A 14,831-nucleotide genomic window follows, 5' to 3' on the forward strand; every position below is an offset into this window, starting at 1 on the left:
CCCCTGCTACGGCTGCATGGTGCCGAGCATGTCGAGGACGTCGGCGGGGAGTTTGCGCTGGGCCGCGTCGCGGAACTGGATGAAGCACTCGCCCTGTGACGACACCGTCCCCGCGCCCTTCAAGCACTCCTGGTAGGCGGTGTATTCGTCCATCAGGTAGAGCTGCATCGCCGCGGCCATCGCGGACACCACCAGCGCGACCGAGGAAATGGTGATGCCGCCCGCCGCCACGCCGGTGGGCCTGCCCTCGGCTTTCAGCAGGGGCAGCGCCCGGATCCCGGCCACCAGCGCGAACAGCGCCATGACCAGGCCGGCGAGCGGCAACATGAACGTCATGGCCAGCGCTGCGATGGACAACCAGATCGCTCGGCGGCCCGCTGAGTCCGCGGGTTGCTGGCCTGCCGGTGCCTTCACCGGTGTGGACACCTGACCTCCTCTGCGTCGCCGGACGAGGAACAGATACGCTGGCACCCCCACCCATGTTTCCTCTTTGGAGAGTGCGCGTGTCTAAGGCTGGGCGACTCGTCGTCCTCGTCTCCGGCTCTGGAACCAACCTACAGGCCCTGCTGGACGCTTCTGCCGACCCGTCGTATGGAGCCCGCGTGGTCGCGGTCGGCGCCGACAGGGAGGGGATCGAAGGGCTGGCCAGGGCGGCGAAGGCCCAAATTCCGACTTTCGTCGAGAAACTGCGCGACCATGAGACGCGTGTCGAGTGGGATGCCGCCATCGCGGCCCGGATCGCGGAACACGAACCCGATCTGGTCGTCTCGGCGGGCTTCATGAAGATCCTGGGCGCGCCGACCCTGGACTCCTTTCCCGTGGTCAACACCCACCCGGCGCTGCTGCCGTCGTTCCCCGGCGCGCACGGCGTCCGTGACGCGCTCGCCCACGGGGTGAAGGTGACAGGCTGCACGGTGATGCTGGCCGACGCGGGAGTGGACACCGGGCCGATCATCGCGCAGGAGCCGGTGCCCGTGCTGCCGGATGATGACGAGGCCGTGCTGCACGAGCGCATCAAGACCGTCGAGCGCCGCCTGCTCGTCGACATCGTCGGCCGGATGGTCCGCGAGGGCTGGACGGTCAAGGGACGCATCGTCCGTATCGGGAACCAACCAGGAGGGGAATCCACGTGACTCGCATCGCCATCCGGCGCGCGCTGATCGCCGTTTACGACAAGTCCGGGCTCGAAGAGCTGGCCAGGGCCCTCGACGGTGCGGGGGTGGAGATCGTCTCGACCGGGGGCACCGCGGCCGCGATCTCCTCGTACGGGATCCCGGTGACGAAGGTCGAGCAGCTCACCGGATTCCCCGAGTGCCTGGACGGGCGGGTCAAGACGTTGCACCCGCGCGTGCACGCGGGCCTGCTGGCCGACATCACCAAGCCGCACCACGTGGCCCAGTTGGAGGAGCTGGAGATCGACCCGTTCCAGCTCGTGGTGGTCAACCTCTATCCGTTCCAGCAGACGGTGGCCTCCGGCGCGTCCGGTGAGGAGTGCGTCGAGCAGATCGACATCGGCGGGCCGGCGATGATCCGGGGCGCCGCGAAGAACCACAACACCTGCGCCGTCGTGGTCGATCCCGCCTTCTACGGCGACGTGCTCGACGCGGTGGCCGCCGGCGGTTTCACGCTCGACGAGCGGCGGCGGCTGGCCGGGGTCGCGTATGCGCACACGGCCTCGTACGACGTGGCGGTCGCGAACTGGTTCGCGGGCCCGTACGGGAACGAGGAGGAGCTGCCCGCGTTCACCGGCGCCGCATACCAGCGCAAGGCCACCCTGCGTTACGGCGAGAACCCGCACCAGCGCGCCGCCCTCTACACCGGGGCACCGGGCGGCCTGGCCAACGCCGAGCAACTGCACGGCAAGGAGATGTCCTACAACAACTACCTGGACTCCGACGCCGCCTGGCGGGCCGCCTGGGACTTCGCCGACCCCTGTGTGGCCATCATCAAGCACCAGAACCCGTGCGGCATCGCGGTCGGCTCCGACGTGGCCGAGGCGCACCGCAAGGCGCACGCCTGCGACCCCGTGTCGGCGTATGGGGGGGTGATCGCGGTCAACCGCGCGGTGACGGTGGAGCTGGCCAGGCAGATCGCTGACGTGTTCACCGAGGTCGTGGTGGCGCCGGACTACGACGCGGAGGCGCTGGAGGTGCTGCAGGCCAAGAAGAGCCTGCGCCTGCTGCGGTGCCCGGAGCGGCCGGAGCAGCCGACGGAGTTCCGCAAGATCGACGGCGGTCTCCTGGTGCAGTCGGTCGACCGCGTGGACGCGCCCGGCGACGACCCCGCGCAGTGGGAGCTCAAGACCGGGGAGCCCGCGTCGCCGGAGCTGCTGGCCGACCTGGCCTTCGCCTGGCGCGCCTGCCGCTCGGTGAAGTCGAACGCCATCCTGCTGGCGGTGGACGGGGCGACCGTGGGCGTGGGCATGGGCCAGGTCAACCGGGTGGACTCGTGCCGCCTGGCGGTCACCAGGGCGGGCGAGCGCGCGGCCGGCTCGGTGGCGGCCTCCGACGCGTTCTTCCCGTTCGCCGACGGTCCGCAGGTGCTGATCGAGGCAGGGGTGCGCGCGATCGTCGAGCCCGGCGGCTCCATCCGTGACCAGGAGGTCATCGAGGCGGCGGAGAAGGCGGGCATCACCCTCTACTTCACGGGCACCCGCCACTTCTTCCACTGATCCCGTGGGCGATCACCCATAGGACGATCGACCGTAAAGGGCGATATTTACGATCATGTCGCCCTTTGCGGCTTTTGGCGGTAAGCATCCGCCGACTGCGGTTACCCTGAGGATTCCCCGTCATTCTGCCCCCGGAGTGCCCCTTGCTCGACGCGATCCTGCACGCCTTCGTGACCATGAACGGCCTCGCCACCAGCCCCTTCGTCCTGCTGGTGCTCGCATTCTGCGGTGCCTACCTCGGCATCCGCATCGTGGAGGTCGTCCCGTTCACCCGGCGCATCATCGAGCGCCGCGAAGCCCAGGCCGCCGCCGAGCGCGACTGAGAGCTCCCGGCCCACGAACCGCGCCGGCTCACGCCTGCGCGGTCAGCGCCGCGTTGAGCGTGCCGTAGTCCAGGCCCCTCGCGAGCGACTCGTACGTGCCGCCGGCCAGCAGTTCGGCGGCCGCCGCCCGCGCCGCCGCGATGCGCCCGGCCCGGTCCTTCGGTGGCAGCAGGGGCGCGCCGTCCGTGCTCGCCGACCTCGGCCTCGACCCCGCCACGTCCCCGGGTCCCGGGAACGGTGGCGCCCGTGGCAGGCCCTGGCGGCGGCCCACCTCATGGCCCACGGCGATTCCCTCTGACGCGTTCCAGCCCTCTGACGTGTTCTCAACCGAAGCGTCACGGCCAGACCTGGGCCGACGGCCCGCGGATCGATGGCGGGAGGGGGTGTGGGAGCCGGCCTGAGGCATGGAAGGATTGCGGGCATGAGCGCAGTGAAACTCGATGGCAAGGCCACCGCCGCCCGGATCAAGGCAGACCTCAAGACCAGGGTGGCCGCGCTCAAGGAACGCGGCATCACCCCCGGCCTCGGCACCGTGCTGGTCGGCGACGACCCCGGCAGCCAGATCTACGTCGCGGGCAAGCACCGCGACTGCGCCGAGGTGGGCATCGCCTCCATCCGCGTCGACCTCCCGGCGACCGCCGGTCAGGCCGACGTCGAAGCGGCCATCGACGAGCTCAACGTCTCCCTGGCCTGCACCGGCTACATCGTTCAGTTGCCCCTGCCCAAGCAGCTCGACACGATGGCCCTGCTTGAGCGCATCGACCCCGCCAAGGACGCCGACGGCCTGCACCCGGTCAACCTGGGCCGCCTCGTCCACATGGTCGACGCGCCGCTCCCGTGCACCCCGCACGGCATCGTGCTGCTCCTGCAGGAATACGGGGTGCCGATCAAGGGCGCCGACGTGGCCGTGGTCGGCCGTGGCATCACGGTGGGCCGCTCGCTCGGCCTGCTGCTGACCCGCCGCACCGAAAACGCCACCGTGACCCTCTGCCACACCGGCACCCAGGACCTGGCGGCCCACGTGCGCCGGGCGGACATCGTGGTGGCGGCGGCCGGCGTGCCCGAGCTGATCACGGCTGACATGGTCAAGCCCGGCGCGGCCGTGCTCGACGTGGGGGTCTCCCGGGTGAACGGCAAGATCGTCGGGGACGTGGCGCTGGACGTGGCGGAGGTCGCCGGGTTCGTCGCGCCCAACCCGGGCGGCGTGGGCCCCATGACCCGGGCCCTGCTGCTGTCCAACGTCGTCGAAGCCGCCGAACGCGAGCACGGCCTCCGCTGAGCCCCTGGCTTTCCGGCGCGATCTCGGCTGGACGCCGGGTGGTCCGGTGCGGCGGAAAGCGAGAGCCGGGCATTCACGTCGAGATGGAGGGGACATGACCGGGACGATCTGCCTCACGTTCGACTTCGACGCGATCTCGCTCTGGCTGGCGCGCGGGATGGACACGCCGGGGCCCGTCTCTCGGGGCGAGTTCGGGGCGCACGCGATCCCGCGCATCCTCAGGACGCTGCGGGAAAGGGAGATCACCGCGACCTTCTTCATCCCCGGGCACACCGTGGATACCTATCCGGCCGAGTGCGCCGCCATCGCGGAGGCCGGGCACGAGATCGCCCTGCACGGATACGTCCACGAGCCGGTCTCCAAGCTCGACCGGGCCGGTGAGCTGGCCGCCTGCACCCGCGCCCGCGACGCGATCAGGAAGGTCACCGGCCACGACCCCCGCGGCAACCGCACCCCGAGCTGGGACTTCACCGACTCCACCGTGGACGTGCTGCTGGAGCTCGGCTGCGAATACGACTCCAGTCTCATGGACACCGACTACACCCCCTACTACGCCAGGCGAGGCGACCCGGCCGACCCGGCCGACCCGGACGGCCCGTACCGGTTCGGCGAGCCGACCTCGCTCGTCGAGCTGCCGGTGTCGTGGTCGCTCGACGACTACCCGCAGTTCGAATACCTGCGGACGGACACCGGGACCCTGCCGGGGTTGCGCGAACCGGCGGGCGTGTTCGGCAACTTCCTGGACGACATCGACTACATGCTGCGTGACGTGCCCGGCGGGGTGTGCGTGCTGACGTTCCATCCGCAGGTCATCGGGCGCGGCCACCGGATGCTGGGCCTGGAGCGTTTCCTCGACGCCTGCCTCGGCCGGCCGCTCACCTTCCGCACCTGCCTGCACGCCGCCCGCGCCTTCAGATCCGCCACCTGACGCCGGGCCCCCGCCCGTCAGGAAGGGCCCGACGCGGGATGGCTAGAACGGGTAGGCGGCGATGGCACCCTGCATGGTGATCCACTGCGTCTCGGTGAAGGCGTCGACGTTCGCCCCCGTCCCGCCGAACCTCGTGCCCGTCCCCGAGGCGCCCAACCCGCCGAACGGCGCCACGGCCTCGTCGTCCACCGTCTGGTCGTTGATGTGCACGATGCCCGTCGGCACCAGGTCCGCCAGCGCCATCCCCTTCATGACGTCGCGGGTCAGGACGCGGAGGGACAGGCCGTACTCGGAGTCCGCGGCCAGCAGCTCGTTGCCGGTGGCGGGCTCGACCACCGGTGCGCTCCCGCCGCGCGAGTCCGTCCATCCGCCGTCGAAGATCGAGCCCGTCCAGAGCTTGGGGTCAAGGAAACGTCATGGTGGGCCTCCTCAAGGCCGGTAATCCGGATCCGGGGTCACGGTCACCTCTAGCAACAGGGGTTCCTCGCGCTCGGCGAGCGAGGGCAGCACCTCGTCGAGCACCGCCGTCAGCTCCTCGTAGGAGTCCACCCGCCGGGCCGGGCACCCCAGCGACCTGGCCAGGCCACCCATGTCCACCTCGGTGAACGGCGGCCAGGGAGCCTTGCCGCCCTGCTGCTCGGCCAGCCGGTCCAAGATCGCGTAGCGGCCGTTGGCCAGCACGACGAACAGCGCGCCCACCCGGTAGTGCGCGGCGCTCCACAGGGCCTGTACGCCGTAGAGCGCCGCCCCGTCGCCCACGACGGCCACCACGGGCCGGTCGGGGAGCGCCATCCGCAGGCCGACCGCGGCGGGCACGGCGAACCCCAGCCCGCCCATGGCCGCCGCCACGAAACCCAGCGGGGTCCTGGCGGGCATGAGCCGGTGCAGGTCGGGGCGGGAGGACGGGGTCTCCTCGACCAGCACGGTGTCGGCGAGCAGGCGCCTGGCCAGCTCGTGCAGCACATGAGCGGCCCGCAACGGCCTCCCCTCCGCGGGCGGCACCGGGACGTCGGGCCCGGCGACCGTGGTGCCGTGGTGGCCGGTCTCGGCGTCACGGTGGCCGGCCTCGGTGTCACGCCGACCGGTTTCGGTGGCACGGGCCGGGACCAGGGCCGCCAGCCGTGCGCAGACCGCCGCGGGCGCCGCCAGGTAGGCCAGGTCGGCCGGGCTCCGATGGGCCTCGGCCGGGTCGTCGGTGACCAGCGCGACCGACGTGCCCTCCGGGACGAGGGGGCCCGGCGCGTACACGTACTGCCGGAAGACGGGAGCGCCGACCGCGAGCACGGCATCATGTCCGGCCAGCACCGCCCGCAGCCGCGTCCGGTCGGCCGGCAGCACACCCGCGTACCGCGGATGGTCCTGGGGGAACCCGGCCCGGGCCCCGAACGACTCCTGGAAAACCGGGCAGCCGAGCCGCTCGGCCAGCGCGACCAGGGAGTCCCAGCTCGCCCCCGCGCCCGCCACGATCGCCGCCGAGCGGGCCCCGGCCAGCAGCTCCACCAGCGGCGCCAGGTCGGAGTCGGTCACCGCGGCCGGCCGCAGCACCCGGACGGGCGCCGCCATGGTCTCGCCCTCGAAGGGCGCGTCCCAGTCGTCCATCGGCACCACCACCAGCGCGGGCCCCCGGAACGTGGTCGCCTCGTGGCAGGCCCGGGCCAGCGCGCCCGGCACGTCCTGGGCCCGCGCCGGCTGGTCGGCCCACACCGGGTAGTCCCCGGCCAGCCCGCTCAGCCGCCCGGCGAGGAAGGGCTCCAGCGCCAGATGCCGCCGGTCCTGCTGCCCGACCAGGATCACCAGCGGCACCCGGTTCGCGCGGGCGGTGGCGATGGCGCCGACGGCGTTGCCCAGCCCGGCGGTGGTGTGCAGCACGGCCAGCGCGGGTGCCTCGTGGCCGATCGCCCACCCGGTGGCCATGCCCACGACGGACCCCTCGTGCAGCGCCAGCACGAACCGCAGGTCGTCCGGCAGCCTGGTCAGCAGCGACACCTCGGTGGAGCCGGGGTTGCCGAAGAGCGTGGTGAGCCCGTGCCGGCGGAGCACCTCGAAAGCGGCGTCCCTGACCGTGCTCATCGCGTCCCCCTCACCACGTGCCCGGCCGTGCTCATCGCGTCCCCCTTGCCCGCTGGATCTGCCGGTGCCCGCGCAGCTCCCCGAACCGGGGCAGCGACCGCGTGGTCAGCTGGTCGCGTTCGGCGGGCAGGTCGATCTTCAGGTCCTCCATGACCGTGGTGGGCGAGGAGGACAGCACGATGGCGTCCACCCGGTCGCTCCGCAACGCGGCGGGCGCGCCCTTGGCCTTGCCCTGTGCCTGACGGGTGCCGGAGTCTGCGTGCCGCCGCCGCAGGCGGGTCCGAATAAGGCGCCGAAAAGAACGAGAGCACGACGCACGACTGCTCCTAGTTGTTCGCTATGCGCACATATATTCTCTGATCGAACAACCCCGTATCGCGCAACCTACGCTATTGCCGTCTCCTGTCAAGGGGATCACCAATGGTTGATCATGCAGTCGCTGGCCCGCGGGCTCGCGGTGATCCGGGCCTTCAGCGCCGCGGAGCCCGAGCTGACGCTCCCGTGCACGGCCCGCGTGCGCCCGTACCCACGTCCGCCACCCACCGGCCCTCTTCCCACCAAAGGGGCCTCCACCCGCCGCCCCCGCCCGGCTCAGCGGCCCCGTCTGCTTCCACTCACGTCCGCCCCACGTCGGCCCTTCACTCTTCCCTTTCTCCCCCCAGGACCGTCACCATCTGCGGCGGGTGCTTCAGTGCCGGCGAGGAAGGAGCCGCCGGTCAGCGGCTGCGGTAGCGCTCGATGACGTCGCGGGTCGCGCGGATCGCCGCGTCCGCCCGCTCGTACGTGCGCTGCGCCAACCCCACGAAGATGCAGTCCACGATCAACAACTGGCTGATCCGGCTGGCCAGCGCCCCGGGTCGGAAGGCCGTCTCACGCCCCGCCGACACCAGCGTGTGATCGGCCAGGTCCGCCAGCGACGACCGCGGGTTGTTCGTGATCCCCACGACCAGCGCCCCCGCGTCGGCCGCCGTCCGGGTCGGGACCAGCACGTCCGGGGTCTCCCCGCTACAGCTGATCGCCACCACCACGTCTCCGCCCCGGAGCAGGGCGGCGCTGGTCAGGGCCAGGTGGGCGTCGCTGAACGGATGGCTGGACAGCCCGATCCGCAGCAGTTTCTGCGACATGTCCGCCGCCACCAGCCCCGAGGCCGCCACCCCGTACACGTCCACCCGCCGCGCCACCGAGATGGCCTTGACCACCTCGCCCACCTGGTCGGGGTCGAGTTGCGCCGCCGTGTCGGCCAGGGCCTCCGACTCGGCCCGCGCCACCTTGGCGATCACGTCGGTCAGCGGGTCGTCGGGCGCGAGGTCGCCGGGCACGAGGCGTTCGGGCTCCTTGGCCACGGCCGCGGCCAGCGCGAAGCGCATCTGCGAGTAGCCGGTGAAGCCGAGCGCGCGGGCGGTCCGTACGATCGTCGCCTCGCTCGTCCCCGACACCGCGCTGAACTCGGTGATCGTGCTGCGTACGACCACGCCGGGATCGTCGAGGATGACGCGGGCGATGGCCTGGGCAGCCGGGGTGAGCGAAGGCAGCACGGCGCGTACGGCGGCGACGGGGTTGGCCGGCTCGTTCGTCACCGGATCAGCCATTCGGCCGCCGCCTGCGCGGACACCCGGGAGATCCCGTGGGTGGCCACGTGCGCAGCACCGGCCGGTGCGGCCGGGATGCCGGTGTCGACCACGACGATGTCGGGCCGGAGTGCCACCGCCCGCGCCACGGCCTCGCGTACCCAGGCGTGCCGGGCGGCGTCGTGCACCACCAGCACCACGGGCCGATCGCCGGCCCGCGCGAGCTCCGGCAGCTCGCCCTCCGGCTCCATCCGCACCCGCTCGGTGCCGGGGAGCAGCGCCCCGAGGGCCGCCGTGACGCCGGTCGGCGTGGCGGGGTCCACCGCCTGGCTCAGGCGGGTGTTGACCTCGACCACGAGCGGCGCGCGGCCGCCGAGCGCGGCGGTCCCGGTCGTGGTCAGCGCCGCCCTGGCCACCGCCAGGCCCACGCCATCGTCGAGGTCGGCGCGGGCCTTGTCACGCAGCGCGGACTGGCCCGCGTACCAGCCGGACAGGGCGCGCACCCGCGTGGCCGCCTCCGCCAGCCGCTCCTCGGGCAGGACCCCCGCGCGGACCGCCGCCACGATCGCGTCGCGGATCTCGCGCAGGCCGTCCTCGGTGGTCAGCCCCAGGCAGATGGCGTCCACGCCCGCGTTGAGCGCCCGCACCGCGATCTCGCCGGGAGCGAACATGGCGGCCACCGCCCGCATCTCGATCGCGTCGGTGACGAGCATCCCGTCGAAGCCGAGTTCGCCCCTCAGGAGCCCGGTCATGGCGGTACGGCTCAGCGTCGCCGGGGCCTCCGGATCGAGCGCGGGGATGAGCAGGTGACCGGACATGACGGCACGCACCCCGGCGTCGACCGCGGCCCTGAACGGCGGCAGGTCGCGCTCGACGAGCACCTCGCGGGAGGCGTGTACGGTCGGCAGCGCCAGGTGGGAGTCGGTGACCGTGTCGCCGTGGCCGGGAAAGTGCTTGGCGCAGGCGGCCACGCCCGCGCCCTGCACCCCGTGGACGAAGGCGACGGTGTGCCGGGCGACCAGGCCGGGGTCCGGGCCGAACGAGCGCACGCCGATCACGGGGTTGGCCGGGTTGGAGTTCACGTCCGCGGAGGGGGCGTAGTCGAGCGTGATGTCCAGCCCGGCGAGCATGCGGCCGATCTGCCGGCCGACCCGGCGGGTGAGCTCGACGTCGTCGACCACGCCCAGCGCCCGGTTGCCGGGGAAGGAACTGCCGGCCTCGACCTCGAGCCGGGTGACGGACCCGCCCTCCTCGTCGATCGCGATGACCGTGTCCGGCCGCTCAGACCGGAGGGAGCGTACGAGCCGCTCGTCGATGGCATTGCGGGCGAACAGGACGACACCCCCGAGGCCCTCTCCGAGAGCCCGGCGCATCCAGTCGGGCACGGACGTACCGTCGAACCCGGGATGCAGCACGGTCATCGCCAGTCCGTACAGGTCATCGGTCATTCGGCAGTTTCCTTCACGATTGTTGATATGAAGGTAAGTTTCTGTCATCGTCGCCCTCGACACAACCACTTTCGAGAGGCCACCCCCCATGCCCAGCAGAAGGACTCTCCTGAAGGGTCTCGCCCTCGCCGCCGCCGCCACCGCGGTCCAGTTGCCCGCCCACGCCGCGCACGCCGCCGACGCGGCCCCGCCGCTGCGCCAGATGCGCGGCATGTGGATCGCCTCGGTGGCCAACATCAACTGGCCGTCGAGGCCGGGTCTGTCGGCCGACCAGCAGCGGGCCGAATATGTCGCCTGGCTGGACCTGGCCGTGCGGCGCCGGCTCAACTCGGTGTTCGTGCAGATCAGGCCGACGGCGGACGCGTTCTGGCCGTCCCCGTTCGAGCCCTGGTCACAGTACCTGACCGGCACCCAGGGGCAGGATCCCGGCTACGACCCGCTCGGGTTCGCCGTGGCCGAGGCGCACAGGCGGGGGCTGGCCTTCCACGCGTGGTTCAACCCGTACCGGGTCTCGATGCAGGCCGACCCGGCCCGGCTGCACGCCGACCACCCGGGGCGCCGGCATCCTGAGTGGATCGTGCCGTTCGGCGGCAAGCTCTACTACAACCCCGGCCTGCCGGAGGTGCGGCGGTTCTGCCAGGACGCGATGCTGGACGCGGTCACCCGCTACGACATCGACGGCCTGCACTTCGACGACTACTTCTATCCGGTCAACACCACAGAATTCGACGACAGCGCCGCGTTCGCCCAGCACGGCGCGGGCTTCCCCGACCTGGCCGCCTGGCGGCGGAACAACGTCGACCTCATGGTCCAGGAGATGCAGCAGCGGGTGCGGGCGGCCAAGCCGGAGATCGCCTGGGGCATCAGCCCGTCGGGCATCTGGCGCAACAAGGGCACCGACCCGCTCGGCTCCGACACCAACGGCGGCCAGTCGTACGACAACCTGCACGCCGACACCCGAGGCTGGGTCAAGAAGGGCTGGCTGGACTACATCGCGCCGCAGCTCTACTGGTACATCGGGCAGCCGCCGGCCGACTACAGCAAGCTGGTCCCGTGGTGGGCCGACGTGGCGAGCGGCACGAAGACGCTGCTGTGGATCGGGCAGGCCGCGTACAAGGCGGGCGATCCGGCCCAGGCGGCCGAGTGGCAGGTCCCCGACGAGCTGTCCAGGCACCTGACACTCAACCGGGACCACCCCGAGATCGGCGGGGACATCTGGTACAACGCCAACGACGTCCGGGTGGACCGGCTCGGCTCCGTCTCCACGGCCGTGCGCGACCACTACCAGCGGCCCGCGCTGGCTCCCGTGCTGCCCCGGCTGGCGGACGGGGAGCCACCCCGCCGCCCGGTGCTGGCGTACGCGCTGCGCCGCTCCGGCGGCGTCGAGGTACGCGCGGTGGCGACCGGCAGGGACGAGCCGTTCCTGTTCGCGATCTACCGCTTCGACCGGCACGCTTCCGCCGGAGCCTTCGCCGACGCCCGCAACCTGGTCGCGGTGGTGCCCGGCGACCGGCAGATCCGCTGGACGGACCCCGACGGCAGGCGCGGTCACCACTACTACGCGGTGGCGGTGGACCGGGCCAACCGCACCAGCAGGCCCAGCAACGCCTTCACGGCGCTCTGACCGGCCACCCTGACCCGACCGGCCACCCTGGCCGCCACGCCACCGGGCCCGACCTGCCACCCCGGCCCGACCTGCCACCCCGGCCAGACCGGCCACCCTGACCCGACCTGCCACCCCGGCCCGACCCGCTGCCCCAGGCCGACCCGTCTTGTCGACACGGCTCGCCGACAATCGGCCGGGCTCGCCGATCCGGTCTGCCGCCATGAGCGGTGCGCCGGCGGGTATGGCCGGTCGCATCTGGGCAGGCTACGCTCGCGCGGGTCGCCGGCCGGTTTCCTGACAGGCGACGAGCCCGGTGCGCGCCGCGCGGGCGCGCACCCGCTCGTGAACCGTGCCCGGGGCGGGCACGCTGAGGTCCAGGCTCCGGACGCTGCCGGAACCCCTCGCCGAAGCCCCGGTCGCGATCTGGTCATTGTGGTGGGCCGCGATCAGCGGCCCGCCACCAGGCAGCGGTCGCCCGTGCCTATGAAGCCCTGCGTCCAGCCGCCGACGGCTGCTCGGCGGTGGCTCCCGACGACCTCTGTGGTGGCACCACGGGGGTCGGGCGGACCAAGCCGAGCGCGACGACCTCGTTGGCCAATCGCGTGCGCCGGTTGGTGCCCTCGGGAATCCTGAACTTCTGATAGAGCCGCAGCAGATGCTGCTTGACCGCGGCCTCCGTCACGACCAGGTCGTCGGCGATCTCACGTGCCGTCGCCGGAGCGACGAACGCCTCGTCCGACAGCGCCGGCCGGCAGAGCGAGGTCAGCACGTCGACCTCACGCCTGGTCAGCTCGGGCGCGGCCGCCCTGCGCAGCTCGACCTCAGGGGTGAAGTCCTCACGGGGGACTCCACCGATGCGACCCCGCGCCGCGCCGAACGAGACGACGTCACCGTCGTCGAGAACCCTCCGGGCGATCGGCCTGCCGTTCACCCGCGTGCCGTTCCTGGACAGTCCCAGGTCCACGACATACAGGTAGGGTCCTCGTCTGACGAACTCGGCATGGAGTCGAGACACGCTGGGATCGGTGAGCCGGATGTCAACACCCCGGCCCCTCCCGACCGTCGTGATCTCGGGGCGCAACGGGACCACCTCGCCAGTGTCCTCGATGCGTATGAACGGCCCCTCCACTGGCGGTTCCTCCCCTTGTGAGGCAGCGTATGAACGGCACGCCTCCTCCTGGGCACGGCAGTTCCTCCCCAGGTAGCCCGCCGTAACTATTACTACAGCTCCGGCTTACCCAAACGAGGGGATGCGGAATCGCCTTTGCCGAAAGGAGAATCCGGCGTGAAATTGGTCTGGACCTTTGCGGACGGTTTTGCCTGCTCACGGGTAGACTTCGGGCGGAGATAAGCGGAGGAAACACTCATGGCGGACAAGCCCACGAAAGGTCTGGCCGATGTCGTCGCGGCGTCCACAGCGCTGAGCGACATTGACGGAAAGGCCGGTCGCCTGTTCTACCGCGGATACGACATCCACGACCTGGCCGGCCGCGCGACGTTCGAAGAGACCGCATACCTGCTGCAGCGCGGCAAGCTGCCCAACCGCTCGGAGCTGGAGGCCTACGGCGCCGAGCTGGCTCAGGGCAGGGAGCTCGGCGCGCTGGTCTCGGCGAACATCGCGGAAATCGCCGAGAAACAGAAACCCATGGAGGCGCTGCGCTCGCTGGTCTCGCTCTCCGGCGCGGACGACCCCGACAAGGACTCCATCGCCCCCGACGCCAACCTGCGCAAGGCCGCCCGGCTGACCGCGCAGGAGCCTCTGCTGGTCGCCCGCTACCACGCCGCCAGGAGCGGTGGCGAGGCCCCCGCCCCCGATCCCTCACTGAGCATCGCCGCGAACTTCCTGCTGCAGGTCACCGGGCGCACCCCCGACCCCCGCGAGGTCGAGATCTTCGACGAGTGCCTGGTGCTGCACGCCGACCACACCATGAACGCCTCCACCTTCGCCGCCCGCGTCTGCGCCGCGACCCTGTCGGACATGCACTCCGCCATCGTCGCCGCCATCGGCACCCTCAAGGGCCCGTTGCACGGCGGGGCCAACGAGCAGGTCATGAAGACGCTGGAGTCGCTGTCCCCGGGCGGCGTGGCCCAGGCCGTACGCGACAAGCTCGCCGCGGGCGAGAAGATCATGGGCTTCGGTCACCGCGTCTACAAGACGGAGGACCCCCGCGCCACCCACCTGCGCAGGATGTCCGCCGAACTGGGCGAGGGCAGTGGCGACGACACGTACTATCGGATGTCCAAGGAGATGGAGGAGGTCGTCTTCGAAACGAAGGGCCTCTACCCGAACGTCGACTTCTACGCGGCCTCGGTCTACCACTATCTCGGCATACCGACCGACCTGTTCACGCCGGTCTTCTCGATCAGCCGCATGTCGGGCTGGACCGCTCACGTCATTGAGCAGCATGCCGACAACCGGCTGATCAGGCCGGACAGTGAGTACATCGGTGAGTCCGACCAGAAGTGGAAGCCCATCGACGAGCGATGAGCCCGTGGCTGGTGCGACCATCGACACAGCGCGATGAGCTCAGTATTGGAGAGAGTGAGAAGCGATGCCGACGCAGGCCCGTAGCGAATGCGGCCACGAGCAGGCGCGTTGAGCGATCGGACCGAACGTGAGGGCTGGGGACCGTACCCGCTGATTCTGGTGGGTGCGGTCCTTGGCGTGCTCGTGACCTTCTTCGTGGACCCGCGCTGGGGCGGGTTCACGCTGGGTGCCGTCATCATGGTCGCCGCCGCCCTGCGTTTCGCCGGCTACGGCGGGGCGCTGGAGATCCGCAGCAAGCGGAGCGACGCCATCACACTGGCAGGGTTCGGATTCGTGCTGGTCCTGACCTCGTTGCTGCTTTACAACAACGAGCTGAAGGCCCTGATCCTGTCCCTTTTGGCCGGTTGACCTGACGGTCCGATAGCCTCAATGCATCAATTCATTGAAGGG

Annotated in this window: 14 protein-coding genes and 2 pseudogenes; 8 read left to right on the forward strand and 8 right to left on the reverse strand. The window is 71.3% G+C overall.

The genetic code is table 11. The features are described from left to right. Window positions 1–6: 6 nt before the first annotated feature. Window positions 7–426, reverse strand: coding sequence for a hypothetical protein (locus tag ABGB18_RS32425; protein ID WP_347699451.1), 420 nt, complete (start codon window positions 424–426; stop codon window positions 7–9). Window positions 427–503: 77 nt separating this feature from the next. Here ABGB18_RS32425 and purN point away from each other — a divergent pair, with 77 nt between their 5' ends. From purN to ABGB18_RS32440, 3 genes are all read left to right on the forward strand, one after another. Next, window positions 504–1,133, forward strand: coding sequence for a phosphoribosylglycinamide formyltransferase (purN, locus tag ABGB18_RS32430; protein ID WP_347699452.1), 630 nt, complete (start codon window positions 504–506; stop codon window positions 1,131–1,133). Next, window positions 1,130–2,671: a bifunctional phosphoribosylaminoimidazolecarboxamide formyltransferase/IMP cyclohydrolase gene (gene purH / locus ABGB18_RS32435; RefSeq protein WP_347699453.1), complete on the forward strand. Its 1,542-nt coding sequence runs from the start codon at window positions 1,130–1,132 to the stop codon at window positions 2,669–2,671. The genes purN and purH overlap by 4 nt, the downstream gene beginning before the upstream one ends. Window positions 2,672–2,814: 143 nt before the next feature. Beyond that, window positions 2,815–2,994, forward strand: a complete 180-nt coding sequence (locus tag ABGB18_RS32440; RefSeq protein ID WP_347699454.1) for a hypothetical protein — start codon at window positions 2,815–2,817, stop codon at window positions 2,992–2,994. Window positions 2,995–3,022: 28 nt separating this feature from the next. Here the strand turns inward: ABGB18_RS32440 and ABGB18_RS32445 are convergent, their stop codons facing one another. Further along, window positions 3,023–3,277 carry a hypothetical protein gene (locus tag ABGB18_RS32445; protein ID WP_347699455.1) on the reverse strand — a complete coding sequence of 85 codons (255 nt, stop codon included), beginning with the start codon at window positions 3,275–3,277 and terminating at the stop codon, window positions 3,023–3,025. 138 nt (window positions 3,278–3,415) lie between these two features. Between ABGB18_RS32445 and ABGB18_RS32450 the strand changes: the two genes are divergently transcribed. Further along, window positions 3,416–4,273, forward strand: a complete 858-nt coding sequence (locus ABGB18_RS32450) for a bifunctional methylenetetrahydrofolate dehydrogenase/methenyltetrahydrofolate cyclohydrolase (protein WP_347699456.1) — start codon at window positions 3,416–3,418, stop codon at window positions 4,271–4,273. 94 nt (window positions 4,274–4,367) lie between these two features. Then, window positions 4,368–5,201, forward strand: coding sequence for a polysaccharide deacetylase (locus ABGB18_RS32455; protein ID WP_347699457.1), 834 nt, complete (start codon window positions 4,368–4,370; stop codon window positions 5,199–5,201). Window positions 5,202–5,243: 42 nt separating this feature from the next. Here ABGB18_RS32455 and ABGB18_RS32460 read toward each other — a convergent pair. The 5 genes and pseudogenes from ABGB18_RS32460 to ABGB18_RS32480 all read right to left on the reverse strand — a co-directional run. Next, a pseudogene (locus ABGB18_RS32460) lies at window positions 5,244–5,543 on the reverse strand (aldehyde dehydrogenase family protein); the annotation flags it as partial. An 87-nt stretch (window positions 5,544–5,630) separates the two neighbouring features. Further along, a complete protein-coding gene (locus ABGB18_RS32465; protein ID WP_347699458.1) occupies window positions 5,631–7,271 on the reverse strand; it encodes a thiamine pyrophosphate-dependent enzyme in 1,641 nt (546 codons plus the stop codon). A 31-nt stretch (window positions 7,272–7,302) separates the two neighbouring features. Continuing rightward, window positions 7,303–7,464: pseudogene (locus ABGB18_RS32470) on the reverse strand (ABC transporter ATP-binding protein); the annotation flags it as partial. A 523-nt stretch (window positions 7,465–7,987) separates the two neighbouring features. Further along, window positions 7,988–8,860: a MurR/RpiR family transcriptional regulator gene (locus tag ABGB18_RS32475; protein ID WP_347699459.1), complete on the reverse strand. Its 873-nt coding sequence runs from the start codon at window positions 8,858–8,860 to the stop codon at window positions 7,988–7,990. Further along, window positions 8,845–10,287 (reverse strand): glycoside hydrolase family 3 N-terminal domain-containing protein, encoded by a 1,443-nt coding sequence (locus ABGB18_RS32480; RefSeq protein ID WP_347699460.1) that lies wholly within the window; start codon window positions 10,285–10,287, stop codon window positions 8,845–8,847. The genes ABGB18_RS32475 and ABGB18_RS32480 overlap by 16 nt, the downstream gene beginning before the upstream one ends. Window positions 10,288–10,375: 88 nt before the next feature. On the opposite strand from ABGB18_RS32480, the gene ABGB18_RS32485 reads away from it, so the two are divergent. Beyond that, the gene (locus ABGB18_RS32485) at window positions 10,376–11,911 is read left to right on the forward strand and encodes a family 10 glycosylhydrolase (RefSeq protein ID WP_347699461.1); all 1,536 of its coding nucleotides are present in this window, start codon (window positions 10,376–10,378) and stop codon (window positions 11,909–11,911) included. Between the two features lie 463 nt (window positions 11,912–12,374). Here the strand turns inward: ABGB18_RS32485 and ABGB18_RS32490 are convergent, their stop codons facing one another. Beyond that, window positions 12,375–13,022 (reverse strand): FHA domain-containing protein, encoded by a 648-nt coding sequence (locus ABGB18_RS32490; protein ID WP_347699462.1) that lies wholly within the window; start codon window positions 13,020–13,022, stop codon window positions 12,375–12,377. 237 nt (window positions 13,023–13,259) lie between these two features. Between ABGB18_RS32490 and ABGB18_RS32495 the strand changes: the two genes are divergently transcribed. After that, the gene (locus ABGB18_RS32495) at window positions 13,260–14,381 is read left to right on the forward strand and encodes a citrate/2-methylcitrate synthase (RefSeq protein ID WP_347699463.1); all 1,122 of its coding nucleotides are present in this window, start codon (window positions 13,260–13,262) and stop codon (window positions 14,379–14,381) included. A gap of 108 nt (window positions 14,382–14,489) precedes the next feature. Beyond that, window positions 14,490–14,789 (forward strand): DUF3017 domain-containing protein, encoded by a 300-nt coding sequence (locus ABGB18_RS32500; RefSeq protein ID WP_347699464.1) that lies wholly within the window; start codon window positions 14,490–14,492, stop codon window positions 14,787–14,789. Window positions 14,790–14,831 lie beyond the last annotated feature (42 nt).

The sequence above is a fragment of the Nonomuraea sp. B12E4 genome (assembly GCF_039871825.1).
GTDB lineage: Bacteria > Actinomycetota > Actinomycetes > Streptosporangiales > Streptosporangiaceae > Nonomuraea.